Here is a 24265-nt window from a genome sequence, read left to right on the forward strand (position 1 = left end):
CCCTGTCTCGATCGCTACCTTACGCTGGAGGTGATCGGACTGAATCTGGGCTCGCTATTTCTCGCCTTATCGCTTCTAGCGGGGCTCGCGCAGCTCGCATTGACAGCGACAGTGCCGTGGTGGACTGCCCTGATAATCGCATCATTGACCATGATCCGCTGCAGCGTGGCATCGGTTCGCGCTCGCCAGATTCGATTTCTTGGCTTTTCTCTTCACACACCGATTAACCTGTTTCTCCTGCTCCCCCTGAAAGCCTATGCGCTGTGCACATTGGGCAATTGCGCGTGGCTGTCCCGTGGCTCTGCAGGCAACGTATCGAACATTCGTGAAAAACAGCCCGACACTCCGGATCCGGTTACAAAGCCGAACATGACTTCAGCGTCAAGAGTTGCGACTCCGCACCGTCGACCGGATCACGCGTGTGAGTCTTCAACGTTAGCAACGTCTGACGAAGCATTCGATGGCAATTAGTAAATCGGACATATTGGATCTCGAATATTGCACCACCCCAGAATCGCCCACCATCGGTAGTGGTCCGCTTGAGTGCGATCGTCTCACGCAATGGCTCAATTCCCGCCTTCCTAACGCGAGTGTATTCACCGGAATCCTGGTACTCGATTGTCAGAACTCTTGCGCATGGCAGGCATGGATCTTCTATCGCCGCGGGCGTTTTCAATCGTGCCGCGACAGCAGAACGGCTTCTTTTTCTCCAAGACGAGCGCGTAATTTTCCTTCTTATCCCCATGTCCAAAGCAGCAATTAGCTTCGCTAGCGTAAGGAAGTCATATGGCAACAAGATCGTAGTCGACGGATTATCGTTCAGCGTCGCGCCTGGAGAGTGCTTCGGTCTGCTAGGGCCAAATGGCGCGGGCAAGAGCACGACGGTGCGTATGGTTCTCGGCATGGCGCCGCCCGACGCAGGCAAGATCATCGTGCTCGGGGAGCCAGTGCCGGCTCGCGCTCGCTCGGCACGTATGCGCATTGGCGTAGTGCCGCAATTCGACAACCTCGAGCCCGGGTTCACCGTGCGCGAGAACCTTCTGGTGTTTGGCCGCTACTTTGGCATGAGCACACGTGAAATTGAAGCGGTCGTGCCATCGCTGCTCGAATTCGCCCGCCTCGAAAGCAAGGTCAATGCGCGCGTCACCGAGCTATCCGGCGGCATGAAGCGGCGGCTAATGCTGGCTCGCGCGCTGATCAACGATCCACAGTTGTTGGTCATGGACGAGCCAACAACGGGTCTCGACCCGCATGCTCGCCACCTGATCTGGGAACGGCTACGTTCCCTGCTGGCGCGCGGCACCACGATCCTCTTGACCACCCATTTCATGGAAGAGGCCGAGCGGTTGTGCGACCGACTGTGTGTGCTGGCGGAGGGTCGAAAGATCGCCGAAGGCGGGCCTCGCGCGCTGATCGCAGAACAGATCGGGAGCCACGTGATCGAGATCCACGGCGGCAATCCGCATGAGCTGCGCACGTTGATCGCGCCGCACGCGCAGCGTATCGAGGTCAGTGGTGAGACCCTCTTCTGCTATGTGTCCGATCCGGAACGGGTGTGCATACAGTTGCGCGGGCGCACGGCGCTGCGCCTTTTACAGCGTCCAGCAAATCTCGAGGATGTCTTTTTGCAGCTAACCGGGCGCGGGATGAAGGAGTGAACGATGAGAGAGTTTTATGCAGCGGCCCTGCCCGCGAACCTGTGGAACTGGGTTGCAGTGTGGCGCCACAACTATCTGGCATGGAAAAAAGTCGCGTTTGCCTCGATTCTCGGTAACCTTGCCGATCCTATGATTTATCTGTTCGGCCTCGGCTTTGGTTTCGGGATAATGGTAGGTCGCGTCGATGGCGCATCTTATATCGCGTTTCTCGCGGCGGGTATGGTGGCCACGAGCGCAATGACCTCCGCGACCTTCGAAACGATTTACGCAGCTTTCTCTCGCATGCATGTTCAGCGCACGTGGGAAGCGATCCTGTGTACACGGCTCACGCTCGGCGATATCGTTCTCGGTGAACTGGCATGGGCCGCCACCAGGGCCTTTTTTGCGGGCATCGCCGTCATGGTGGTAGCTACCGTGCTGGGTTACGCAGCGTGGTCATCCATTCTCTGTGCATCGCCTGCCATCGCCCTGACTGGCCTCGCCTTCGCGAGTCTGGCGATGATCCTCACGGCGCTTGCACCCAGTCACGACTACTTCGTGTTCTATCAAACGCTCGTTCTCACGCCCATGGTGCTCCTGAGCGGCGTGATCTTCCCGATCAGTAAGCTACCTGCCGTTTTTTGCGACGTAGCGCGCTTCCTGCCGCTGGCACATTCCGTCGACCTTATCCGTCCCGCGATGCTCGGACGCCCGGCGGGCTGTGTTGCCCTGCATATTGGCGCTCTCTGCATTTGCACGGTGTTGCCATTCTTCCTGTCAGTGGCGCTGTTACGTCGACGTCTCATGTCTTAATGCCAGCTATGGCCAGTACGAGTGAGTAGAAAAAACACCATGTCGTATCACCGCGAACGCTTCGTGCATCCGCGCACGCGCCTCATCCGCCGACGGTAACCGCGCAGCCCGATATAGCACCGTAAACGAGTCGCGCTGCGGGCAAACAGTGGCGCCAGTCCGCTGCTGTTCGCGTTCGACCTGTAGTTATGCTCGGCGAGCCACACCTCGTAGTAGCCGAACGTTCGGGCGGCCGGTGCGTTACGCACCGCTTGCGTCAGCGCATCGCGCGCGTCGCCGTCGGGGTTCTCGACGTTGAAGAAAAGGCCTTAGCGTTATGCGGAATCCGACATGGCAGGCTCTCTTGTGGAAAGACCCACGTCAAAGGCACGTTTCGCGCCCACATCTCGCGGTATGTAAAGTCATGACGACGTCAGCCATGCCTCAGGCAGAAGCGCGACGCTGCGACCACGCCGCGCGGCTGGGCAGGCCGAGCCCGCAACACGCCCGCAATGAAGCTCGTCACGCTCGACGAACGCAAAGCGGACCACGGCGCGCGGTGACGCGCGCACAACCGCCGCAGCGCGACCAGCGAGTCCGGGTCGATCAGATCCAATGGGCACAGCACCCGGTAGGCGCCTGACAGCAAAGCCTCGAAGCCTTCGGCGCGGCCATCGTCGTCGATGGTCCCGGTGTGATGAACGAACTCGCCTCCGGCCGCTTCCACCAGCGCACGCAGCACGGCGTTGATGCTTGGCCGCCCGCCTACATAAACCCATCGACGCCCGCTCAATGCGCGCGTCAATGCGCGGCCATCGAGCAGCGCCTGCTCAACCGCGAACAACTCGCGCTGCAGGCTCGCGACATGTGCCCGCGCGCGCTCGAGCGACAGGCTAGCACTGCTGTCGGGAAGGCATGTGCCGCGGTTCTGATTCATGACGGGCTGCGCTTCGGGTCGCACCTTTACGGCAACGGCAGGCCGCATGGGTTTCATGGCGAGCTCCTCGTGGCATGGCCCGCAAGCCGTTCGCCCGCTGCCGGGGTAAGAAACCAGCTACGCACCGTGTCGTACGTGCAGCGCGTTCGGCCGGCATGACGAGCGTGCGTCGCCGCCAGCCGATGCTCGGACAGCGACTCGGCCCCGCCCCCGAAGTCGGGGCGCAGCGCGGGCGGGAAACCGACGTCGTCGAACGCGTGCCAAAGTTGAACCAGCCGGAGTTCGCGGCCCTTTTCGTCAAGCAGCAACGGCGGCCCGGAGTCCGCCTGCAGATGCGCATGCCGCTCGCCGTAATACAGCAGCCCGCCGCAGGGCTCGACCACGAAGTCGGCCACCCGCAACGCGACACAATCGAAGCGGTGACCGACGCGTGCAAACAGCAGCATAAGCCTGAGCCGCTGCAAGTGGCACAGCGCCAGACCGAGCAACCCCGCTTGGTCGCAGATCGCGAGTAGCCGGTGCAGCGGCGGTTGTGGCAGCGCGGGCACGCGGGCGGGCGGCAATGCCCGCGGGGCGCGCGGCCCCTGCTGCTGCGACCCGCAACGGGCCATTGCAGCGTCAGGCGGCAAGCGCGGGTGCACGGTGTACAGCGACGGCGGGGCCCCCGGGACGGGGGCAGGTCGGAACGAATCCATAGATGTGTAAGGTTTGTGGTTCGATTTTCTCGTTGAATGCCTGAATACATAACGATGAGCATGCTTACGCAACTCCCGCGCCTTCTCACTGTGAATCTACCGAAGAAGCCTGGCAAAGCGGACCGGCGACGCGCCTGCTCAACGGGGGCGCGAGCCGGGCATTTTTGCCTACTCAGCTCCAAAGCAAAGCGCATGGTCCGAACAGACGCCACAACTCGGCGCCTTGCAGCTGAACACGCCCTCGCGCTCGCACAGTTGCTTGTAGAAGAACATCTTCCACTTCATGTCATGCGTATTTTTCGCGGCCAGCCGCGGAAACCAGTGGCTAATCAACGCGGACAGCTCGCGCCGCGACGGCAGAAGCAGGTCTTGCCAAAGGTGGTTTTGCCCGAGGCTCGCACAGGCCAAGGCATGGGCCACGTAGTTTGCCTCGTCTGCCGGGCCGGCGCGCGGATCGGCATGGTGATTGAGCAACGCCACCAGATCTTCGAGTTCGTCGTCACGCGGCATCGTGGCGGGCGACAACGCACACCTAAGACCGAGCGCCGGCCCGGCACCCGGGAACCAGCGCGCGAGCATCCCGCGCGTCTGGTCGGAGTCCAGTCCGCGCATCGGCAGCATATCGACGCCGTGGTGCTCGAACCCGCTCGACAGCACGCCGGCCAGTGCCAGCACGGTGGGATCGCCCGCATCCACCGCGCACGCCATCAGGGTTGCATAGGCGTCCATCGCGGCATCGCTCAGAGAACGGCCGCCGCGTGCGTGTAGCACTTTTTCGGGCAGATCTTCGCGCACGCGGTGCAGCCGACGCACAGTTCACGATGCACGATAGTCATCACTTTCTTCTCGTACTCGTCGTCTTCGTCTTCGTCGTCGCCGTCCAGTGCGATGTGCGCGCCGTCCTCGTTAAGCCCGACGAGTTGCAGCACGCCACGCGGACAGACACGGAAACAGCGTCCGCAACCAATGCATTTTTCTTCGTCGAGCCTCTTGACGAAGGTCGGCGTCCAGGTGGCGCCGCTCGGCAGCGTAACGCTGAAGGTATCGCTCATGGTGTGACTCCGTGGCTTCGCTGGTTCAGGCCGCTGCCGCAGCGGCAGCCTTGCGGGCTGCCATCAGCGCGGCGTGGGCGTCATGGCAGCGCTGGGCAACAGCGAGAATGTTCTCCCAGTTGGTCGGGAGTTCCTCTGAGAGGTCGTGCAGGTCCAATTTCGCCCGGGTCGCTTGCGCGTTGAGTTTCTTCAGGTGCGCCTTGAGTTCATCGGCATCGGTGCTCATCGTCTCGGCCCCCTCACAATTCCTTCAGGCACTGTACTGTGCGACGGCGGGGTACGTCCGGATCAGCTCGACCGCTTCGCCGAGAAGCTTTGCGCCAGCCTCGCCGAGCTTCTCCAGCGAAGCGAAGCCGAACCGGTGTACGTCGCGCAACTGCTTGTTGACAATAACAAGCCGCCCCGCGAGCAACACCATGCGGCCGAAGCCCTCCTGGCTCATCTTCATCATCGGCGAAACCATTTGGCCGGTCTCACGCTCGATCGCCACCGCAATCGCGTTATAGAAAAGCTCGAGCCGCCACAGCGTTTCGGGGTCGGGGTCGCCCATGATCGGAATCGCGCGGCGTTCCTCGGGCGTGTGGATGTACGGCTTGAGCAGTTGCAGGTCGGTCTTTCCGTCCCACACGCCGTGGGCATCCTGCGCGCGCAATTGCCTGACGAGCTGCTGCACGAACGGTGCGCGCAGCAACATTTCGTCGCTGGCCTCGGACGGAATTGCGGATGATTCAGTCATGGGATACCTCATCGTCTTCAAAGTCGTATACTCGTTCGCCATCCTTCGCCAGCGCCTTGCGCAGCCACGGCGGCGGCGTACCCTTCAGCACCTGTTGCAACTTGCCGAGAATCTCCTCGATGGACTCGGGCCGCGGCACCTTGATCGGGTGAATCTTCAGCGCAACCACTCGCGCCGCGGCCGAGCCGCCGATTGCGGCGACGTACAGGATCGCGCAATCCTTGACGGCTTCGAGCTTGGGCGCGAGCTTGTCCTCGTCGCCGTCCTCTTCGAGCTTGCCACCAAAGTCGAACGCCTCGACGAACTGGTAGCCGTCCGGTGTGACGTTGTAGGTGACGATGCTTCTCGCCCAGCCAAAATGCGCATCGACGAACTGCCTGTCCTGGGTGGCGAACGCGATCTTCATGCTGTGTGCTCCTTTAGGTGGGTCAGGCACCGGCCGCGACGACAGGAATGTTCGCTTCCCGCGCCGGATCGCGCGCGGCCAGATCGATAGCGGCCTGCGGCAGCGGCCAGTCGCCCGGATCGTGATGCGGAATCTGCTCGATCATCAGGTTGGCGATCTCAAAGATCAGGTTCATCGTGCCGCGGTAGCCGACGTAGCGTCGATGTGCGTTTCCAATCCGGTCGAAGACCGGAAAACCGATCCGGAAGAGCGGCTTTTGCAGGTGCTCGGCCATCTGCCTGCCGTGCGAATGGGTGATCAGCAGGTCGCAGTCCGCCGCGGCGCGCTCCATGTCTTCGAGATCGCCGATCACGACCTGATCAGCGGGCAGCAACGCGTGCGCGGGCGATCGCGTCGTGCTGATGCAGCAGCGCAACTGCGCGCCCATCTCGTGCAGCATGCTGCCCACCGCGAACAGCAGATCGGGCTCTGCGCCGATCGCGACCTTGATGCCTCCAGTGTAGAAATGGCCGTCTAGCATCGCATCGAGCAATTGGCTGCGCTGACGCCGGTATTTCGCGGGAACGGGTCGTCCTGCGCGCTGCGCGAGCAAGTGCAACAGACGGTCGTTGGGTTCCAGTCCGGTGAGCCGCCCGAACACTTCGAACGGTGTGCCGGCGATAGCATGCAATGCCTCCGCACCGTCGCGCGTCTGCTCGCCCACACCGATCGTAAATGCCGATGCACCCGCGGCCCGGATCTCCGCGAGCGTGGTACCGCCCAGTGTGGTGCCGCGCCAGTCCGGCGCGATATGGCCGTCGAGCGAGCCGGAAATGTCGGGCAGCACAATGACATCAAAGCCGAACGCTTCGATGATCTCGCGCAGTTCGTCGATGTCGCCAGGCGACAGATGGCTGCCGGGCAGCAGCGTCACCTGATTGGCCACCGTTGGCAACGCCTTGACCAGCGCGTTGACGATGCCGGTAATCGCATGCCGGTAGCCGTCTTCGAATGCGCCGACATAGTCGGGGGTCGACACATAGACGATCTCAGTGTCCTTGAGTTCGGGCTTGCGTTTGCGCACGGTAACGAGATAGCCGGCCACGTCGTCGCCCTCGGTCTCGGTGAGACCTGTTGAACAGATCGCGATGACCTTCGGCGCAACGCGCTTGCGGATGTTGAGCAGCGCGGCCTCGATGTTCTCGTAGCCGCCGAGCACCGCGGTGACTTCCTCCATGGCCGTCGTCTGCAGCGGGATCGCCTCCCTGAAGTGGCGCACCAGCAGCACGAGGCCGAACGACGTGCAGCCCTGCGAGCCGTGCATCACGGGCATGCAGGCATCGAGCCCAAGGAACGCGAGGCTCGCGCCCAGCGGCTGGCTCATCTTGAGCGGGTTGACCGCACAGGCTTTCATAGATTCGACGACATCGGCCATGGCATGTTCTCGAGTTCAGGGGGCGTCAGGTCGGTATACCGGGTTCGAGGCTCATCGCCCACGCCGCGACGCTCGACAGTGGGCGCGCGGCTTGCGTTTGGACCACACCGAGCGCTCCCCCGTCTTCACCCCACGGAGCAGGGATGCGCACCTGTTGCCACACCGGGTTGTAGATCGCGCGGTCGATCTCGTACACCAGCTCGACCATCCCCTCGTAGCCGCCATAAGGGTGGTGGCGTTCCTGGTTGATGTCGAGCCACGGTATGCGGGCCTTCAGTGCGACGAACTGTGAGCGGCCACCGGACAGCATGATGTCGGCCCGCGCGTCCCGGAGCATCGCGTACATCTCGCGCGGCGCCATGCCGTCGATCATGTGGGCGTCGTCGCCCATGATCTCCTTGATCTTGTCCTTGTCTTCCTTAGTGCTCTTCTTGACGCTGGTGCCGACGATTTCGAGCCCTGCTTCCTGCAGCGCGGAAACCACCGACCAAGACTTCACGCCACCTGTGATAAGCAACACCCGCTTGCCGGTAAGGCGCGCTTTGTAGTGTGCGATGCGCTCCCACGCGCGCGCTTCCTCGACGGCGATCAGGCGCTCGGTCCGCTCGAGCAGATCGTCCGGCGCGCCCTGCCGCACGAGCAGGCTGGCGATATGGCGCAGCGTGTCGCTCATGTCGCCGATCCCATAGAACGAGCCCTCAAAGTAAGGGATGCCGTAGCGCCGCTGCATCTTTGTCGCGATGTTGATCATCGACTTCGAGCAGACCATCATATTGACCTTGGCGCGATGCGAACTTGCGATCTCGTTGTAGCGCCCGTCGCCGGAGATGCACGAGAGGATACGGATGCCTAGCGCGTCGAGCAGCGGCTTGGTCTGCCAGAGTTCGCCCGACAGGTTGTATTCGCCAATGACGTTGATGTCATACGGCGTCGTGTACTCGGGCTCGCGCGTGCCGATCACATAGTTGAGGATCGCCTCGCCGCCAAGCTTGTTGCCCAGATTCTTCGGCCCGGCGAAACCGGGGGAAAGGACCGGAATCACCGGCTTGCCAAATTGTTCGGTGGCGCGCTTGCAGACTGCCTCGATGTCGTCGCCGATCAGCGCAGTGACGCAGGTCTGGTAGACGAACACTGCGGGCGGATCGTATTTCTCGATGATTTCGCGCACGCTCCTGAACAGGCGCTTCTCGCCGCCGTACACCACGTCGAGTTCGTTGATATCGGTGGTGAAGCCGGTGCGATAGAGTTGCGAACCGGATGAAGCGGCGTGCCGGTTGTCCCACGAGTTACCTTCACAGGCAATCGGCCCGTGCACGAGGTGTGCGACGTCCACCACCGGCTGCAAAGCGATCTTCGCGCCGTCGAACGCGCACCCGCCTGCGGCCGAACCCGGCGAAAGCTGCTTCGTGCAGCCCCTTTTGCGTTCCTTCTCGCTCTTGCCTTGATTCTTGTCGCAACCCGGCTCGTCGAAAACTTCGGCGATTTGGGCATTGAGCGAAACAGACATGACATGCTCCTGATGGATGGACGTTTCTCTAGTGGCAAGTTCCATACCACCGGGAAACGCCTTGAAAACGTGCCAATTGGCGCTGAAGCGCGTCGCTCGCGCGCATCGCCATGGCGGGTTTGAACGGTTTGCGACAGACGGTTCGCGACACAGAAAACGACAACACACGTTCACTGCCTGCCTTGCCGTTCCGTATGGAGCAGGACCCGTGCGATCGCATTCGCGCGCGCCTCCAGCAACGCATCCGGCCCCAAGGGTTCGCGAACCGCCAGGTAAGCAGTCAGCACGCGGCGCATCCGTGGAGCTTTCGCGTAGTCCGTCTACCATGACCGGGATACGCCGCGAAGTCGCAGAGACAGACTTCCAGCAAGCGCTCGAAGCGCTCAGGCCTGATCTCGGCCGGTACGCGTTCGAGCAATGCACCGAGCGCGCCTGCGCGCATATCCCATGCGCTATTCCAGTGTGCATGCGCCATTCGGGCTCCTGCCCCGCTGGGCGGCTCAGTCGTCGTCGGCCAGCACTTCGAGCGCCGCCAGTTGCTCATACTCGTCGCCCACCGCGCAGATCGACAGGTACTCTGCCCGTCCGTTCGCATCGGAAACGTCGTCGACCAGCGCGAGCAGTTCGTGCGCCGTTACCTCGTCATTGATCTCCGCGAGGCTCAACGGGTCGAACGCCGCCACCTCGCGCTCAAAGTCGTCGTAAGCGAACCACGCACGCAGCGCACTGAGTCACACTGCTCGACTACATAAATCATGCCCCGCTCCCTCGCTGAGGTTCGTCACGCAGGCTAGCTACATGCAGCGCAGCAATTTCGTTTTCAGCGGTGCCCCGCTACTCGACACCCTCCGCCGCAATCTTCGCCCACACCGATCGAGGTAACCACGGCGCGATGCCCGCCGGGCTCGCGCCGAACTGCCGCCGAGCCGCCGACATCGCAGTCTGTGCAATCGCAATCTCCTCGTGCGTCAACGGCAACCGGCGGCCACATGCGCGGCCTCCCGGCAGCACCTGGGCGATCACCTGCCGGTTCGGGTGTTCGAGCAGCGGGACGAGGTGGTCGGCCTCGCCCACACCGGCCAGGCAAACCTAGCCGCTGATGACCTCGACGTTACGGCCGTCCTGCGTCATCTTGACCAGAACTTCATCTGCCACGCCCGATGTATCTGCTGTGTCTGCCATCGCCGCGCTCTCCTCGTCAGCGAATGATGTCGTAGCTGTAGTCGGTCTTCGCCACGTCGATCGTGTTGGCGTCGAGCGCTTCGAAGAACTCGTCCAGCAGCGTGACCAGCACCCGCAACGCACCTTCATAGCCCCAGGTCGGAAAGCGATGGTAATGGTGGCGATCGAAGATCGGGAACACCATGCGTATCAGCGGCGTTTTGGTATCGCGCTCGAGATATTTGCCGTAGGTGTTGCCGATCAGGAAATCCACCGGCTCGGTAAACAGCAGTGAGCGCATGTGCCACAGATCGCGTTTCGGATACACCTTGCAGCCGGCGCCGTAGGGCGACGCGTCGAACACCGCCTGCACCTTCGCAGCCCAGGTTTCGTTGCCGTTGGTCGCCAGAACGTGCGCCGGCTCGGCGCCGAGTTCCAGCAGGAACTGCGTGTAGCCCAGCATCTGGTCCGGGTCGCCGTAGAGCGCAAAACGCTTGCCGTGCAGGTGAGCCTGGCTGTCGGCCATCGCATCGACGAGCTGGCCTCGCTCCTTCTCCAGTTGCACCGGAATCGGCTTGCCGATCACGCGCGAGATTTCCATCAGGAACCGGTCGGTGCCCGCGACGCCAACCGGCGAGTTCAGCACCACCACTTCCTGGCCATGCTCGCCAATGAACTTGCTGGTCCTCTCGCAGCAGTATTCCTGGAACACGAAGGTCGCCTTCGCGTTCAACGCGCGCTCGACCTCCTCCTTGGTCGTGCCGCCTTCGTACATCCGGAACTCGCCGTCGGTCGGCGTATTCCACGTTTCGGATGGGTCGCAGATGATGTTCACCGTCACGCCGAACAGATCGAAGATGCGGCGAATTTCCTTCATGTTGCCGACCACGTAGCCGTCGAAGCCACCGATGAAGTTGACGCTGTCGTCGGGCACGCGCTCAAGCGGCGTCGCTGTGCCGGCCTTGCCGTCCCAGAAGTGCTTGAGGATGCCGAGGAGCGCGTTGTCGTAGCCGGTCACGTGGCTGCCGACGAAGGCCGGCGTGTGCGCGAACGGCACGTCATAGTCTTCCGGCACGCTGCCCTTCTGCTTGCTGTTCTTGATGAGCGCGTCGAGGTCATCGCCGATCACTTCCGCCATGCAGGTAGTGGAGACCGCGATCATGTCGGGCTTGTACAGGTTGTACGCATTTGCGAGGCCGTCGATCATGTTGTTCATGCCGCCGAACACCGCCGCGTCTTCGGTCATCGACGAGCTGACGCACGAGGTTGGCTCCTTGAAGTGACGCGAGAAGTGCGAGCGGTAAAACGCTACACAGCCCTGCGAGCCATGCACAAAACTGAGCGTCTTGTGAAAGCCGATGGCCACGTACACTGCGCCGAGCGGCTGGCAGGCCTTGGCCGGGTTGATGGTGAGCGAGTCGCGTGCAAAGTTCTTTTGCCGGTAGTCTTCGCTCTTGGTCCACTCGACGATCTGCTTGACCTGCTCGTCTGAATGGTTGAACTCGAAATTTTCCTTTTTCGCCTGGAAAATTTTCTGGTACTCGGGCTCACGGAACAGGAATTCCTGGTCGAGAATGTGGTCTGCGGATTGGGGCACGGGATGCTCCTGATATTCAATTCAATGGGCTGCCGGCCGCTGATCAGTCCGCTGATCAGTCCGGTGATCGGTGCGGTGGCCAGCGCTTAGGGGGTTTTCTTCCAGGGCGCCTTGGCAAGCCCCCACACCGGGCTGGAAATAGCCATGTCCATGTCGCGCGCGAAAATGGCGTAGCCGTCGTAGCCGTGATATGGACCGGAATAGTCCCAGCTGTGCATCTGGCGAAACGGCACGCCCATCTTCTGGAACACGTACTTTTCCTTGATGCCGGAGCCAACCAGATCGGGCTGGACCTGTTCGACGAACCTCTCAAACTCGTAGCCGGTCACGTCGTCGTAAATCAGTGTGCCGTCCTTCACGTAGTGCGTGGTGCGCTGATAGTCGTCGTTGTGGCCGAATTCGTAGCCGGTGCCGACCACGTTCATGCCGAGGTCTTCGTAGGCGCCGATCACGTGGCGCGGACGCAGGCCGCCAACGAACAGCATTACGGTCTTGTCCTGCAGGCGCGCTCTGAACTTCGCGTTCACCGCATCGACCAGGGGACGATACTTGGCGATCACCCTCTCCGCGTTGGCTTTGATGGTGTCGTCGAAGTGGCTGGCGATCTCGCGCAGGCTCTTCTCGATCATCGACGGGCCGAAGAAGTTGTATTCCGTCCATGGAATGCCGTACTTCTCTTCCATGTGCCGGCTGATATAGTTCATCGAGCGGTAGCAATGCAGCAAATTGAGCTTGGCCTTGGGTGTATTCTCGAGCTCGGCGATCGAGCCGTCGCCCGACCATTGTGCGATCACACGCAGGCCGATCTCTTCGAGCAGAATCCGGCTCGACCAGGCATCGCCGCCGATGTTGTAATCGCCGATGATCGCAACATCATAAGGCGTCGAAACAAATTCGGGCCGCTTGTCCGGATCGGCCTTGTCGAATATCCAGTCTCGAATCGCATCGTTAGCCAGATGGTGGCCCAACGACTGGCTGACGCCGCGAAAACCTTCGCAGCGCACCGGCAAAATGGTGTGCCCTTCATACTGTGCACTCTTCTTCTTCGAGACGGCCTCGATGTCGTCGCCGATCAGGCCGATCGGGCATTCACTCTGGATCGAGATGCCCTTGTTCAGCGGAAACAGTTCCTGAATCTCGTCTATGATCTTGTCGAGCTTCTTGTCGCCGCCGAAGACGATGTCCTTTTCCTGGAAGTCCGACGTGAACTGCATCGTCACGAAGGTGTCGATACCGGTAGTGCCGATGTAGTAGTTGCGACGCGCGCCCCACGAGTACTGGCCGCAACCGACCGGACCATGACTGATGTGGATCATGTCCTTGATGGGCCCCCAGACCACGCCCTTCGAGCCGGCGTACGCGCAACCGCGAATCGTCATCACGCCCGGCAATGACTTGATGTTTGATTTCACGCCACAGTCGGGCTTGCCGTCCTCGAAGGTGCCCAAATGCTTGGCGCGCCGTTTGGCCATTTTCTCCGGATAGGCCGTCAGCACTTCATCGATCAAGGCCTTGTTCGCGGCCTTGCGCTCTTCAACTGTGACGCTCATGGGAATGCTCCATAGTGTGGGTATCAAGCCTGGCAGCGGGTAGCCGGCACGGCCCGGTTCATCGCGTGAAGAAGAACACCGTGCCGCGCGCAGTGGCGCTCGCTTAGGCGGTCAGTTCCGCTGCAGGCTTGCCTACTTGCGATTCGTCGATGGACGTCATGATTCCGTGCTCCATTAACAGGTCTTCCAGTTGATCCATTGTGATCGGCGTCGGGATCGTGCCGTTGCCCGCGTTGTTGTGCACCTTGGTGGCGAGCTGCCGATACTCTTCCGCCTGTTTGGATTCGGGCGCGAACTCGATCACCGTCATGCGGCGCAGCTCGGCGTGCTGCACGATGTTATCGCGCGGCACGAAGTGGATCAGCTTCGAGCCGAGCATCTTCGCCAGCGCTTCGGCGAGTTCGAGTTCCTTGTCGGTCTGACGCTCGTTGCACACGAGCCCGCCGATCCGCACACCGCCGCTGTTCGCGTACTTCAGAATGCCCTTTGAAATGTTGTTGGCCGCATACATGGCCATCATTTCGCCGGACATCACAATGTAGATTTCCTGCGCCTTGTTCTCACGAATCGGCATTGCGAAACCGCCGCACACCACGTCGCCGAGCACGTCGTACGACACGTAGTCCACGCCGTCATAGGCGCCGTTTTCTTCGAGGAAGTTGATCGACGTGATGACGCCACGGCCCGCGCAGCCGACGCCCGGTTCCGGGCCGCCGGACTCCACGCAACGGATGTTGCGGTAACCGATCTTCATCACGTCCTCGAGTTCGAGGTCCTCCACCGAGCCGGCTTCGGCCGCTAGCGACAGGATGGTGTCCTGCGCCTTTGCATGCAGGATCAGGCGGGTAGAGTCCGCCTTGGGATCGCAGCCGACGATCAGGATCTTCTGCCCGAGCTCAGTCAGGGCTGCCAGGGTGTTCTGCGAGGTGGTCGACTTGCCGATACCGCCTTTGCCGTAGAACGCGATTTGCCGAAGTTTAGACATTGCATTTCTCCATTCAGGAAGAAGGGTTGAAACCAGGGTTGCGTAACCGCGACCATGTCAGCCTGTCGTGCCTGTATGGGTCTTCTTATATCGAGTCACGCATCGGCCGGACCTGTGTCCGCGCTGGACTCCAAATGCAGCTTCTGTGCCACATCACCAGCGGTACTGCGTCGCGTCCGCCCCGCCGCGCTGCGGCGGTTGGTTCGGGACTTTTGCGGACTCCTCCTGTGTGTTGTCGATTTCGCGACAAACCACGCGAACTTCGTCGCCAATGAAACCCTTCGGCGCGTTTGTCGTGCGATTTCTGTCGCATTGGCCTGCGTGCAGCCGGACAATCGCCGGGTTGCCGCCTGGTTCGGTTATTGCTTTGATGGCATCATGGACACACCAACCACCCAACCTTCGCGACCCGTGCCGCGCGAGACGCACTTCGACCGTCTAGGCGGCGAGACCGACGTCAACCGCCTGGTCGACGCGTTCTATCGGCACATGGATACGCGGGCCGACGCGCAGCGCATTCGCGCGATGCATCACCCCGACCTGTCTTCGACGAAGGCCGTGCTGGTGCTGTATCTGTGCGAATGGCTCGGTGCCGACAAGCGATACTCGGCACAGCATGGCCAACCACGGCTGCGCACGCGTCATGCCGCATTCGCGATCGGCACCGCCGAACGGGATGCGTGGCTAGCTTGCATGCGCGCCGCGTTCGACGAGACAGGTGTCGATCCGGCGCTGCGCGACGAACTGATGCAGGCTTTTTTCAAAATCGCCGACCGGATGCGCAACACGCAGACGTGCCCCCCCTTCAACTCTGTTCAACCCGAGGATCTGTGATGACCGAAACGCTCGCCCACAAGGATATCGACGACACCGCGTTCGCCCGTCTCGAACATGAAGGCCGTCTGCTCAACCCGGTACTCAAGGGGCTGACGAACAAGTTCGGCCGGGTCGGCTTCCGCGGCGAACTCGCGCTGCGCTTTGCCCCGAAGCTCGCCGACGAAGCGCGGCCGCCGGAGCTGACCTGCGATCAGGTGATGGCATGTGCGACGATCGGCCATAAGCACTTGCCGTTCTTCGTCGGGTATCTGCTGAGCTTCGAGCATCTGAAGGACGTGGCCGAGGTGCTCAGCGACACGCTCTCGGCGGGTGGCAAGTACTTTCTTTTTTGCGACAACGTCGACCTGAGCAAGCGATATCAGGTGCCATACAAGGGCGCGATGTTCTATGTTCTGCCGATTCTCGAGTCCACCGTCTACAACGAGATGCTCGAACTGCTGTACCTCGAAAAGAACGAATTGAAGAAGAAGGACTTAGGCGGCAAGCTGGATGCGGTAGCGGACGCGGCCATCAAGTTCGACGTGACCTTCGACATGATCACCTACAGCGAAGGACTTGAATTGATGGGGCCGGTGCGCAACCCCAACGAGAACCGGCCCGTCTGAAGCGCGGATCCCAACGGCTGCCGCCCGTGCCGCTGCGCCAACCGATGTTCCCTTGCACCCGAAGGCGACCATGATCATGCATACCGACACTGCTTTCGTCGTCCGCGAACGCCTGGCCTCGCGCGTTGTCCGGAACGCCGATGCACAACTCGAAACGAACGTGCCTGCCGCACTTTCCACCTGGCTGGCGTACCACGGCTTCCCTGATCCGCATTCGCGCTGCGTGAACGGCGAAACCCCGTTGATGCGCGCCGCGCAGCATGGCGAGGACGCGGTGGTCGAAGCGTTGCTCGCATTCGGCGCACGCGCCGACGCGCTCGATGACGACGGCAACCATGCGCTCTGGTTCGCGTGCCTGCACGGCGGCCCCGCGACCATCCTGCGGCTGATCGACGCCGGCGCGCCGATCGACCATGTGAACGACGACGACATCACATGCCTGATGCATGCAGCCGCGAGCGGTCGCCTCGACGTCCTGCAGATGCTGCTTGCGCATGGGGCGAACGCAGAACTGTGCGCACCGGATGGCCGCAGCGCGCTCGACATGGCAGCCGACCTCGGGTTGCAACCGCTGCGCACGGCCCGACAGATGGAAGGAGCGGGCACGCAACGTATCACTACAGCACCGGTCCTCCTCTGAGATGTGAGCCATCGGTCGACGAGCCCATCGGCAGCGAACCCGGTACGGCCGGCATCGTCGACAGGAGATCACAAGATGAATGGCCAACGCGTGTTTCCTCGCGACCGCGCCAGCATCGCCGCATGCAGGCGAGCCCGCACGCCATCGTCCTGCCATTCCCGCAACCTTCGCGAGCAGGTCATACCGCTACCGAAGTCCATCTCCGGCGGCAAGTCTTTCCACGGTATGCCGGTGAACAGCACGAACAGGATGCCATTCAATGCAGCAGCGCGTTCATCAACACGCGGGCGTCCGCCCCGGGGCGATACCCGTCGCTCTGGCAGCAAGGCTTCGAGCGTTGGCCATAACTCTTCGCCGATTCTTTGTCTTGTCATCCAACCTCAAACGTATACCCCTTGCTTTCGGATGATAGGCTTTGTTAGCGAGCCTTAAGAGGGACGTGCGTCGCGCGACCAGCGAAATCGGTCCACAGATCAGTCGAAAAATCGTATAGTTTGCAGCCTCGTGCGGTGTCGAAGTACCAACGTCACGAAAACCGCTGCACGACGATCCGTTCCGGAAGCATCGCTTCGAGCATTCGCTGAGCACCGACGAGCCCGTATAGAGGGAGACTCATGTCGACGTGATGCGCGGTGTGCTCCATGATGTGATGAAACAGCGCGCCAAAACGCCAGCGAAAGGTCAAGTGCACCGTCGTGGATACGAACGGATCCGAACGCCCCCATTTCGCGCGATCATCGTACCAGTGGATTTGCGGATGCGTGTGGTGCGCGTACACGACGAAACCGACCATCGCGCACCAGAACAGGAACGGCACCCCGAACCCGCATGCGATTGACGGGATCACCCCCCGCTGCGTCGCGCGAGCGATCCACGCGAGCGCGCCGATCCATAGCAGTGCGAACACCGATACCAGCGTGCAGTCACAGAAGAATACTGGGCGCCGCGTCGGCATTGCGGCACGCGACGGGAAAAACATCTTCGTCCACCAAATTTCGATCATGTAGTAGAGACCAGGCGCGCAGCCGCTGCGATAGATCCGTTCCAGTGCGCGCCGTGGCCCACTCAAGGCGCGATATTCTTGGATCGTCAGCGGTGCCCACACAAAATCGACGCCTTTCAGGTTCGTGTAGCCATGATGCACCACGTTGTGACCCACTTGCCACAGGCTATACGGCGTGAGCGACGGCAGGAAGGCGATCCGGCCCAGCCAGCGGTGGAGCGTGCGGTGCCGGGTCAGGCTCTCATGACATGCGTCGTGACCGATGACGAAGAGCCGTCCGATGACGAAGCCCGCCATGCATCCGAATACGGTCTTCAGCACGAACCCGTGCGCGAACACGCTCGCGGCGAGCGCACACAATAGTAAAACGTAGTCGAACACGAGCAGCAGAAGCGCGTAGGCGGTGCGGCGTTCGGCGAACGGCGTCAGCCACGAGCGGATGGCCTTGCGATGGGGCAATGGCTCATTGGCGGGAACAGGGTGATTCGGGCTGTTCATGAAGAAAGACCGGTAGAACGGTGCAGCACAACACTACGCATGCGGTCGACGGCTGCATGGCGTGTCCGCGATGATGTGACCAGACCGTTTCGCGCTGGCGGGGAGTCAGCGCGACATCATGTTCATGCTGACATTGTGCATCACCCAGATCGTGCCGAAGATCAGGAACAGCGCGGCGAGCGCGGTGTAGCATAACGCCAGCACGTTCCAGCGCTGGCCGCGCGACAGGTCGAGATGCAGGAACGTCACCAGTTGCACGACGATCTGCACGAACGCCAGGAACGCAAGCGCCATAATCGCGGAGCCGGACGGCAGCAACCGTTGCGCGACGATCGAGAATGAGCCAGCCGTCAGCAGCACGGCGAGCACGAAACCGGTGATATAACCGGCGACGTCACCACGCGAGGCGATCGTGGACGTCGAGTGTGAATGGACCATTTAGAGCATGCTCCCGAGATAGACAAACGAAAACACGCAGATCCACACGATGTCGAGGAAGTGCCAGAAGAGGCTCAGGCATGTCAGACTCGTGAGGTCGCGACCGGACAGTTCAGGCGAGCGGACGACCTGCACGACGAGCACGGCCATCCAGACGAGGCCGGCTGTCACGTGCAGGCCGTGGGTGCCAACCAGCGTGAAGAACGACGACAGGAAGGCGCTGCGACTGGGCCCAGCACCGTTGGCGACCAGGTGCGAGAACTCGCGCAGCTCGAACGCGAGGAACAGCGCGCCAAGCACGAACGTCACGAGGAGCCAGCCGATCACGGCACCACGCCCCTGGCGCTGCGCGCCGAGCACCGCGAAGCCGTAGGTGGTGCTGCTCAGCAGCAGCGCGCCGGTTTCAAGTGCGACACCCGGGATGTCGAACAGGTCCCGTCCGGACGCGCCACCCGCGAACTGGTGCGCCATTACGGCGAACACGGCGAACAGCGACGCGAACAGAATGCAGTCGGTCATCAGGTACAGCCAGAAGCCGAACACGGTGGGCGTTGGGCCGTGGTCAGCGCTCGACCTGCCGTGATGGACGAGTAATGCAGATTGCGTCATGGATCAGGTCTCCGCAGATTCGGGCAATTCAAGGTCGGCCGGGGTGGGTGCGCTGCCGCGTCGTGCTTCGATTTCGCGCACGCGCGAGGCCGGAATCACGTAGCCATGGTCGTCGCGGAAGCTACGCGCGATCAGCGCGGCGACGATCGCGACGAAGGCCAGCACGGCGAGCCACGTGATGTGCCAGACGCCGGCGAAGCCGAGCACGAGGCTGAATGCGCCGATCAGGAACCCGTCCGCGGTGTTCGACGGTAGGTGGATGTCCTCGTAATGCGCCAGTGCGGCATTTGCTGCGCCGCTCTCCTTCATGTGCACGAACGCGTCGAGCTGGTGGACGACCGGTATGCGCGCGAAGTTGTAGACAGCGGGCGGCGACGCGGTGGCCCATTCGAGCGTGCGGCCGTTCCACGGGTCGCCCGTCAGGTCGCCGTATTCCGGCTCGTTGCGATGGATCACGCTCACGACGACCTGGGCGATCTGGTGCACGACACCGAGTGCGATCAGCACCACGCCGCATGCCGCGACGAACAGCCAGGGATGCCAGGTCGGATTGTCGTAGTGATTCAGGCGCCGGGTCATGCCCATGAAGCCGAGCACGTAGAGCGGCACGAACGACACGTAGAAGCCGACGAACCAGCACCAGAACGCCCGCTTGCCGAGCTTCTCGTTAAGCTTGAAGCCGAACGCCTTCGGGAACCAGTAATGGAAGCCTGCGAGATAGCCGAACACGACGCCGCCTATGATCGCGTTGTGAAAGTGCGCGATCAGGAACAGGCTGTTGTGCAGCACGAAGTCCACGCCCGGGATCGCCATCATCACGCCCGTCATGCCGCCGATCGTGAACGTGACCATGAAGCCGATCGTCCACAGCACGGGTGCGGTGAACTCGATGCGACCGCGGTACATCGTGAACAGCCAGTTGAAGATTTTCACGCCCGTGGGGATCGCGATGACCATCGTCATAATGCCGAAGAACGCGTTAACGTCCGCCCCGGAACCCATCGTGAAGAAGTGGTGCGCCCACACGAGGAATGCGAGCACCGTGATCGCGCACGACGCGTAGACCATCGTTCTGTAGCCAAACAGCGGTTTCTTCGCAAACGTCGCGATCACTTCCGAGTAGATGCCGAACGCGGGCAGCACGAGGATGTACACCTCCGGGTGGCCCCACGCCCAGATCAGGTTCAGATACACCATCGCGTTGCCGCCGAGCTCATTTGTGAAAAAGTGCATGCCTGCGTAGCGGTCGAGGCCGAGCAGTGCGAGCGTCACGGTTAGGATCGGGAACGTTGCCATGATCAGCACGTTCGAGCACAGCGCGGTCCACGTGAACACCGGCATCTTCATCAGCGTCATGCCGGGCGCGCGCAGCTTGACGATCGTCACGAAGAAGTTGATCGCGGTAATTAGCGTACCGACGCCGGAGAGCTGCAGACTCCAGATGTAGTAGTCGACCCCGACGCCGGGACTGAACTGCAGCTCCGACAGCGGTGGATACGCGAGCCAGCCGACCTGCGCGAACTCGCCGATCACGAGCGACAGATTGATCAGGATCGCGCTGATCGCCGTCATCCAGAAGCTCAGCGAATTCAGGAACGGGAAGGCGACGTCGCGCGCGCCGATCTGCAGCGGCACGACAAGATTGAAGAGGCCGACCATCAGCGCCATAGCCATGAAGAAAATCATGATGACACCGTGCGCGGTGAATATCTGGTCGTAGTGGTGCGGCGGCAGGTAACCGGGGCCGTGAAACGCGATCGCGAGCTGAAGCCGCATCATTACGGCGTCGACAAATCCGCGCATGAGCATCAGCACCGCGACGATGATGTACATGATGCCGATCTTCTTGTGATCGACGCTTGTCAGCCACGTGGTCCAGAGCCACTTCCAGCGGCCGAGCTTCGTGAGCGTGACGATGACCGCCAGCACGATGAGCGCCATGAACGCGGCCGCGCCCATGATGATCGGCTGATCCAACGGAATCGCGCCGGGCGTGAGTTTTCCAAACATGGTTTACTCCGTGGTCTGCGTGCGACAGGCGGCGTCGCGGAAGGCCGTGACGTTGCCGTTGTTGTATCGGGCAACGATGTTGCGGAAAAGGTGCTGGTCGATCGATGAGAAGTAGCGTACCGACTGCTTCTCGCTCGGCTTCGCGACTTCCGCGTATTCGTCCATGCTCAGGCGGTCCGGCGAAGCCTTGACCTGCCGCACCCATGCGTCGAAGTCGGTGGCGCTCGTCGCGAGCGTGCGGAACTTCATGTCGGCGAATCCCTTGCCGCTGAAGTTGGCGGACATGCCTTCGAAATTTCCCGGTGCATCCGCGATCAGGTGCAGACGGGTCTGCATGCCGACCATTGCATATACCTGGGTGCCGAGTTGCGGGATGAAGAATGAGTTCATCACCGAGTCCGACGTGATCCGGAAGTTCACCGGCGTATCGACTGGCACGGCGAGCTGGTTCACCGACGCAATGCCGAGGTCCGGGTAGATGAAGAGCCACTTCCAGTCGAGCGCGACCACCTCGACGTCGATCGGCTTCACACTCGACTGCAGCGGCCGGTACGGGTCGAGCTCATGCGTGGTGCGCCACGTCAGGATACCGAGGTACAGGATAATCAAGGCGGGGATCGCCCAGACGACGATCTCGATCGCCGTCGAGTGCGCCCATTTGGGTGCATAGACCGCGTGAAGGTTCGACGCATGGTAGCGCCACGCGAAGAACAGCGTCAGCAGGATCACCGGGATCACGACGATCAGCATCGCCCACGTGGCGGTGGCGATCAGCGACTTCTCGGCCGCGCCGACGCTCCCTTTGGGATCAAGCACAGCCAGATCACATCCCGATAGACAGGCGCTCAATGTCGTGACGATGGCTATCGACCGTTTCCTTAAGGCTTTTCTGTCTGTCATAGTGGTTAAGTCCGGGTTGTGGCACTTTTGACCTGAAGCTGGCTTGACGCATGCGGCATCACACTCGCAGCGTCATGGTCCGACAACCGGCCAGCTTTGTGATTGATGTCGATCAAGGATGAACAAAGCGGCGGGGTGCGGTGCACTGACGCAGTGCGCGGGCTCAATCAGGCGATCGCCCATGTCTTCATGGCTGAACTGAAGCAGAGCCAGGCTGCGAGGAATGGCCTCGATCTGGCAATCGAGGGTCGTAACGGAGCACGTGGCGCGGAACGAAGGACAGACTCTGCGGCGCCCGTGTGAGCAGGGGAACACCTTGCTGACGGTGCGGTTTGCGGGTAATGCAACGCTCGCAGCATTCTCGATGCGCGGGACAATCTGATCCGGATCAGCGAATACGCGCCTTGGCGTTGCTATTTCGGAGTTCGACGAACACTTCTCGTCGCGTTGTTTGCGCCAGCCACCGACGGTCGTGCCGCTAGATCAGTTTTGACCAGGACGCGCTCGAGGGGCGCTCCAGATAACCGTCGAACACCATGGCCACTGCACGCACGAAGAACCGGCCTTTTGGGGCAATCGAGATGCCGTTTCCATCGATGCTCACCGGTCCCGCCTCCCGGTATGGTTCCAGGGCAGTAAGCTCACTTGAGAAATAGCGGACGCAGTCGATCTGATGCGCTAGCGAGATCGCCGCGAAATTCAGCGGCACGCTGCACATGAGCGTCATGATCACCTCCCGACGCAACGCATCGTCAGGCGATAGGGCAATTCCGCGTTCGACCGGCAACCGGCTGGGTACCGGTCAATGCGGGTGAAGGCCAATAGTCCGGCCTCAAGGCTCCCGCTATCTCGACATTCCGACGCGTGACCCGATGTCGCATCTTGACTTCGGGCTCGGGACCGGTTGATCCTGCGCAAGGACCACCCTGATTTGCGCGTCGACAATTCCCCGCATACGTCAACAAGGGGAAAGCGATGAAGCACATGATTAACGCCGTGATGATCGTGGCAAGCCTGTGCGCTACCGGTTTATTCGAAGTACGGGCATACGCGAATGACGTAAGCGCGAACGGAAGCACGATGGCAGGCGCGGTGCCGGCGGACGGGACCCACGCCGGTGACGTACTCGTGCGTTTGCGTGCCATCTCGATCGAGCCGGAAGTACACACCAGCGGCACGTTGTCGTCGCTCGGCATGGGTGTCAATAACGCACTCGTGCCGGAGTTGAACCTGACCTATATGATCCGCGACGCGATCGGCGTCGAGCTGATTCTCGGTACCTCGCGGCAACACGTGACGTCTGGTCTCTGCGATCTGGGTGGCGTGAACGTGCTACGACCGACACTGCTGCAATATCACTTCAACCATGCTGGCATGATCCGACCGTATGCCGGCGCGGGGGTCAACTACACGTACTTCTACAACGACGGCCTGAGCGCGGGCCCAGAAGGCACCCCAGGTGTCACGCAGCAGCTTCGGTCCGGCGGTGCATGCTGGCGCCGACGTGCATATCACGAAGACCGTCTTTCTCAACGCGGATATCAAGAAGATCTGAATGCACACGGATGCCTCGGTCGGCGGCAGTTCGTTGGGCCGACTGGACATCGACCCGCTAGTACTGGGAACAGGCGTTGGAATGAAATTCTAGCGAGCGCAGCGAGTGTTCCGTTCCGTTGTTAAGTGCGCACGCTGCTCGGACTGGGCGCCGATCCGGCTGTGCATTACCAGGACGACTTCACTGCCATCGACATGGCGGCCAGCCTCGACTACCTGCAACTGCTGCGTCAAACCTGAGAACGCCGGCAATGGTCCCACCTCACCATCTACAAAAACCCGGCTGCTCCGGCAATGCGCGCCAGAAAGCCCTGCTGCGCATGGCCGGCCACACGCTCGACGTGTGCAACCTACTGAGCTGGCCTTGGACCGCCGCACGCTGCAGGGCCTTCATGGCGCCGCAGCCGGTCTGCGAGTGGTTCAACCGCGCGGCACCGCGCATCAAGTCGAGCGAAGTGGTGCCGGAAACGATCGACGCCAATGTCGCGCTGGCGCTGTTGCTGGCCGAGCCGCTGCTGTTCCGCCGGTCGCTGATGCAATGCGACGAGCGCCGTATGGTCGGCTCCAATTCGACCCTGGTGTACACCTGGATCGGGCTCGGCGCGCACGCACCGGTCCCGGACATGCTGCTCGAAGACTGCGCCGCAATGACAGACCACAGCTCGCACCAACGCGCGATCCGCTGCGCCCCATCCACCTGAA

Annotated in this window: 23 protein-coding genes and 5 pseudogenes; 8 read left to right on the forward strand and 20 right to left on the reverse strand. The window is 61.7% G+C overall.

The window, feature by feature from the left end:
• The 3 genes and pseudogenes from B0G83_RS38960 to B0G83_RS36280 form a co-directional block, all read left to right on the forward strand.
• A pseudogene (locus tag B0G83_RS38960) lies at positions 1–471 on the forward strand (chitooligosaccharide synthase NodC); the annotation flags it as partial.
• Between the two features lie 272 nt (positions 472–743).
• On the forward strand, positions 744–1658 hold the full coding sequence (gene nodI / locus B0G83_RS36275; protein ID WP_071336792.1) for a nodulation factor ABC transporter ATP-binding protein NodI: 915 nt from the start codon (positions 744–746) through the stop codon (positions 1656–1658).
• Between the two features lie 3 nt (positions 1659–1661).
• Positions 1662–2450, forward strand: a complete 789-nt coding sequence (locus B0G83_RS36280; protein ID WP_105512099.1) for an ABC transporter permease — start codon at positions 1662–1664, stop codon at positions 2448–2450.
• A 412-nt stretch (positions 2451–2862) separates the two neighbouring features.
• Here the strand turns inward: B0G83_RS36280 and B0G83_RS36285 are convergent, their stop codons facing one another.
• The 13 genes from B0G83_RS36285 to nifH all read right to left on the reverse strand — a co-directional run bounded on the left by B0G83_RS36285 (position 2863) and on the right by nifH (position 14469).
• Positions 2863–3366 (reverse strand): DUF2325 domain-containing protein, encoded by a 504-nt coding sequence (locus B0G83_RS36285; RefSeq protein ID WP_258168487.1) that lies wholly within the window; start codon positions 3364–3366, stop codon positions 2863–2865.
• 53 nt (positions 3367–3419) lie between these two features.
• Complete coding sequence (locus B0G83_RS36290) at positions 3420–3812, reverse strand: oxygen-binding protein (RefSeq protein ID WP_258168489.1); 393 nt, start codon at positions 3810–3812, stop codon at positions 3420–3422.
• 417 nt (positions 3813–4229) lie between these two features.
• Positions 4230–4790 carry a nitrogen fixation protein NifQ gene (locus B0G83_RS36295; RefSeq protein WP_105512100.1) on the reverse strand — a complete coding sequence of 187 codons (561 nt, stop codon included), beginning with the start codon at positions 4788–4790 and terminating at the stop codon, positions 4230–4232.
• Positions 4791–4801: 11 nt separating this feature from the next.
• Complete coding sequence (fdxB, locus tag B0G83_RS36300; RefSeq protein WP_105512101.1) at positions 4802–5113, reverse strand: ferredoxin III, nif-specific; 312 nt, start codon at positions 5111–5113, stop codon at positions 4802–4804.
• 25 nt (positions 5114–5138) lie between these two features.
• Positions 5139–5339, reverse strand: coding sequence for a CCE_0567 family metalloprotein (locus B0G83_RS36305; protein WP_105512102.1), 201 nt, complete (start codon positions 5337–5339; stop codon positions 5139–5141).
• 24 nt (positions 5340–5363) lie between these two features.
• Positions 5364–5849 (reverse strand): NifX-associated nitrogen fixation protein, encoded by a 486-nt coding sequence (locus B0G83_RS36310; RefSeq protein WP_105512103.1) that lies wholly within the window; start codon positions 5847–5849, stop codon positions 5364–5366.
• The gene (gene nifX / locus B0G83_RS36315) at positions 5842–6255 is read right to left on the reverse strand and encodes a nitrogen fixation protein NifX (protein ID WP_105512104.1); all 414 of its coding nucleotides are present in this window, start codon (positions 6253–6255) and stop codon (positions 5842–5844) included. Before nifX ends, B0G83_RS36310 begins: the two co-directional genes overlap by 8 nt.
• A 22-nt stretch (positions 6256–6277) precedes the next feature.
• On the reverse strand, positions 6278–7669 hold the full coding sequence (gene nifN, locus B0G83_RS36320; protein ID WP_105512105.1) for a nitrogenase iron-molybdenum cofactor biosynthesis protein NifN: 1392 nt from the start codon (positions 7667–7669) through the stop codon (positions 6278–6280).
• A gap of 25 nt (positions 7670–7694) precedes the next feature.
• Positions 7695–9176 (reverse strand): nitrogenase iron-molybdenum cofactor biosynthesis protein NifE, encoded by a 1482-nt coding sequence (gene nifE, locus B0G83_RS36325; RefSeq protein WP_105512106.1) that lies wholly within the window; start codon positions 9174–9176, stop codon positions 7695–7697.
• Between the two features lie 500 nt (positions 9177–9676).
• Positions 9677–9859 carry a hypothetical protein gene (locus B0G83_RS36330; protein WP_258168491.1) on the reverse strand — a complete coding sequence of 61 codons (183 nt, stop codon included), beginning with the start codon at positions 9857–9859 and terminating at the stop codon, positions 9677–9679.
• Between the two features lie 515 nt (positions 9860–10374).
• Positions 10375–11934: a nitrogenase molybdenum-iron protein subunit beta gene (gene nifK / locus B0G83_RS36340; protein WP_105512107.1), complete on the reverse strand. Its 1560-nt coding sequence runs from the start codon at positions 11932–11934 to the stop codon at positions 10375–10377.
• Between the two features lie 86 nt (positions 11935–12020).
• Positions 12021–13484: a nitrogenase molybdenum-iron protein alpha chain gene (nifD, locus tag B0G83_RS36345; RefSeq protein ID WP_105512108.1), complete on the reverse strand. Its 1464-nt coding sequence runs from the start codon at positions 13482–13484 to the stop codon at positions 12021–12023.
• Between the two features lie 103 nt (positions 13485–13587).
• On the reverse strand, positions 13588–14469 hold the full coding sequence (gene nifH / locus B0G83_RS36350) for a nitrogenase iron protein (protein ID WP_018423167.1): 882 nt from the start codon (positions 14467–14469) through the stop codon (positions 13588–13590).
• 378 nt (positions 14470–14847) lie between these two features.
• On the opposite strand from nifH, the gene B0G83_RS36355 reads away from it, so the two are divergent.
• The 3 genes from B0G83_RS36355 (at position 14848) to B0G83_RS36365 (ending at position 16551) form a co-directional block, all read left to right on the forward strand.
• Positions 14848–15303, forward strand: a complete 456-nt coding sequence (locus tag B0G83_RS36355; protein ID WP_105512109.1) for a group II truncated hemoglobin — start codon at positions 14848–14850, stop codon at positions 15301–15303.
• Positions 15303–15911, forward strand: a complete 609-nt coding sequence (locus B0G83_RS36360) for a hypothetical protein (RefSeq protein ID WP_105512110.1) — start codon at positions 15303–15305, stop codon at positions 15909–15911. The genes B0G83_RS36355 and B0G83_RS36360 overlap by 1 nt, the downstream gene beginning before the upstream one ends.
• 76 nt (positions 15912–15987) lie before the next feature.
• On the forward strand, positions 15988–16551 hold the full coding sequence (locus B0G83_RS36365; RefSeq protein ID WP_105512137.1) for an ankyrin repeat domain-containing protein: 564 nt from the start codon (positions 15988–15990) through the stop codon (positions 16549–16551).
• 98 nt (positions 16552–16649) lie between these two features.
• On the opposite strand, the pseudogene B0G83_RS36370 reads toward B0G83_RS36365, so the two are convergent.
• From B0G83_RS36370 to B0G83_RS36405, 7 genes and pseudogenes are all read right to left on the reverse strand, one after another.
• Positions 16650–16925: pseudogene (locus B0G83_RS36370) on the reverse strand (transposase); the annotation flags it as partial.
• Positions 16926–16969: 44 nt separating this feature from the next.
• Positions 16970–18052: pseudogene (locus B0G83_RS36375) on the reverse strand (fatty acid desaturase).
• A gap of 105 nt (positions 18053–18157) precedes the next feature.
• A complete protein-coding gene (gene cyoD / locus B0G83_RS36380) occupies positions 18158–18490 on the reverse strand; it encodes a cytochrome o ubiquinol oxidase subunit IV (protein WP_105512112.1) in 333 nt (110 codons plus the stop codon).
• Positions 18491–19099, reverse strand: a complete 609-nt coding sequence (gene cyoC, locus B0G83_RS36385) for a cytochrome o ubiquinol oxidase subunit III (RefSeq protein WP_105512113.1) — start codon at positions 19097–19099, stop codon at positions 18491–18493. It lies immediately after the preceding gene.
• A 3-nt stretch (positions 19100–19102) separates the two neighbouring features.
• Positions 19103–21109, reverse strand: a complete 2007-nt coding sequence (gene cyoB / locus B0G83_RS36390; RefSeq protein WP_105512114.1) for a cytochrome o ubiquinol oxidase subunit I — start codon at positions 21107–21109, stop codon at positions 19103–19105.
• 3 nt (positions 21110–21112) lie between these two features.
• The gene (gene cyoA, locus B0G83_RS36395; RefSeq protein ID WP_258168492.1) at positions 21113–22009 is read right to left on the reverse strand and encodes a ubiquinol oxidase subunit II; all 897 of its coding nucleotides are present in this window, start codon (positions 22007–22009) and stop codon (positions 21113–21115) included.
• A gap of 478 nt (positions 22010–22487) precedes the next feature.
• Positions 22488–22799 (reverse strand): annotated as a pseudogene (locus B0G83_RS36405) (oxygen-independent coproporphyrinogen III oxidase); the annotation flags it as partial.
• Between the two features lie 185 nt (positions 22800–22984).
• On the opposite strand from B0G83_RS36405, the pseudogene B0G83_RS36410 reads away from it, so the two are divergent.
• Positions 22985–23657: pseudogene (locus B0G83_RS36410) on the forward strand (OmpW family protein).
• Between the two features lie 157 nt (positions 23658–23814).
• Complete coding sequence (locus B0G83_RS36415) at positions 23815–24264, forward strand: hypothetical protein (RefSeq protein WP_105512116.1); 450 nt, start codon at positions 23815–23817, stop codon at positions 24262–24264.
• The last annotated feature ends 1 nt before the right edge of the window (position 24265 follow it).

Source organism: Paraburkholderia sp. BL21I4N1 (assembly GCF_002973525.1).
In the GTDB taxonomy this organism is placed as follows: domain Bacteria; phylum Pseudomonadota; class Gammaproteobacteria; order Burkholderiales; family Burkholderiaceae; genus Paraburkholderia.

Bases quoted from the DNA above. Each gene is read 5' to 3' on its own strand.
- nodI (WP_071336792.1), top strand. From the start codon at position 744: ATGTCCAAAGCAGCAATTAGCTTCGCTAGCGTAAGGAAGTCATATGGC.
- B0G83_RS36280 (WP_105512099.1), top strand. From the start codon at position 1,662: ATGAGAGAGTTTTATGCAGCGGCCCTGCCCGCGAACCTGTGGAACTGG.
- B0G83_RS36285 (WP_258168487.1), bottom strand. From the start codon at position 3,366: ATGAATCAGAACCGCGGCACATGCCTTCCCGACAGCAGTGCTAGCCTG.
- B0G83_RS36290 (WP_258168489.1), bottom strand. From the start codon at position 3,812: ATGCTGCTGTTTGCACGCGTCGGTCACCGCTTCGATTGTGTCGCGTTG.
- B0G83_RS36295 (WP_105512100.1), bottom strand. From the start codon at position 4,790: ATGGACGCCTATGCAACCCTGATGGCGTGCGCGGTGGATGCGGGCGAT.
- fdxB (WP_105512101.1), bottom strand. From the start codon at position 5,113: ATGAGCGATACCTTCAGCGTTACGCTGCCGAGCGGCGCCACCTGGACG.
- B0G83_RS36305 (WP_105512102.1), bottom strand. From the start codon at position 5,339: ATGAGCACCGATGCCGATGAACTCAAGGCGCACCTGAAGAAACTCAAC.
- B0G83_RS36310 (WP_105512103.1), bottom strand. From the start codon at position 5,849: ATGACTGAATCATCCGCAATTCCGTCCGAGGCCAGCGACGAAATGTTG.
- nifX (WP_105512104.1), bottom strand. From the start codon at position 6,255: ATGAAGATCGCGTTCGCCACCCAGGACAGGCAGTTCGTCGATGCGCAT.
- nifN (WP_105512105.1), bottom strand. From the start codon at position 7,669: ATGGCCGATGTCGTCGAATCTATGAAAGCCTGTGCGGTCAACCCGCTC.
- nifE (WP_105512106.1), bottom strand. From the start codon at position 9,176: ATGTCTGTTTCGCTCAATGCCCAAATCGCCGAAGTTTTCGACGAGCCG.
- nifD (WP_105512108.1), bottom strand. From the start codon at position 13,484: ATGAGCGTCACAGTTGAAGAGCGCAAGGCCGCGAACAAGGCCTTGATC.
- nifH (WP_018423167.1), bottom strand. From the start codon at position 14,469: ATGTCTAAACTTCGGCAAATCGCGTTCTACGGCAAAGGCGGTATCGGC.
- B0G83_RS36355 (WP_105512109.1), top strand. From the start codon at position 14,848: ATGGACACACCAACCACCCAACCTTCGCGACCCGTGCCGCGCGAGACG.
- B0G83_RS36360 (WP_105512110.1), top strand. From the start codon at position 15,303: ATGACCGAAACGCTCGCCCACAAGGATATCGACGACACCGCGTTCGCC.
- B0G83_RS36365 (WP_105512137.1), top strand. From the start codon at position 15,988: ATGCATACCGACACTGCTTTCGTCGTCCGCGAACGCCTGGCCTCGCGC.
- cyoD (WP_105512112.1), bottom strand. From the start codon at position 18,490: ATGGTCCATTCACACTCGACGTCCACGATCGCCTCGCGTGGTGACGTC.
- cyoC (WP_105512113.1), bottom strand. From the start codon at position 19,099: ATGACGCAATCTGCATTACTCGTCCATCACGGCAGGTCGAGCGCTGAC.
- cyoB (WP_105512114.1), bottom strand. From the start codon at position 21,109: ATGTTTGGAAAACTCACGCCCGGCGCGATTCCGTTGGATCAGCCGATC.
- cyoA (WP_258168492.1), bottom strand. From the start codon at position 22,009: ATGACAGACAGAAAAGCCTTAAGGAAACGGTCGATAGCCATCGTCACG.
- B0G83_RS36415 (WP_105512116.1), top strand. From the start codon at position 23,815: ATGGTCCCACCTCACCATCTACAAAAACCCGGCTGCTCCGGCAATGCG.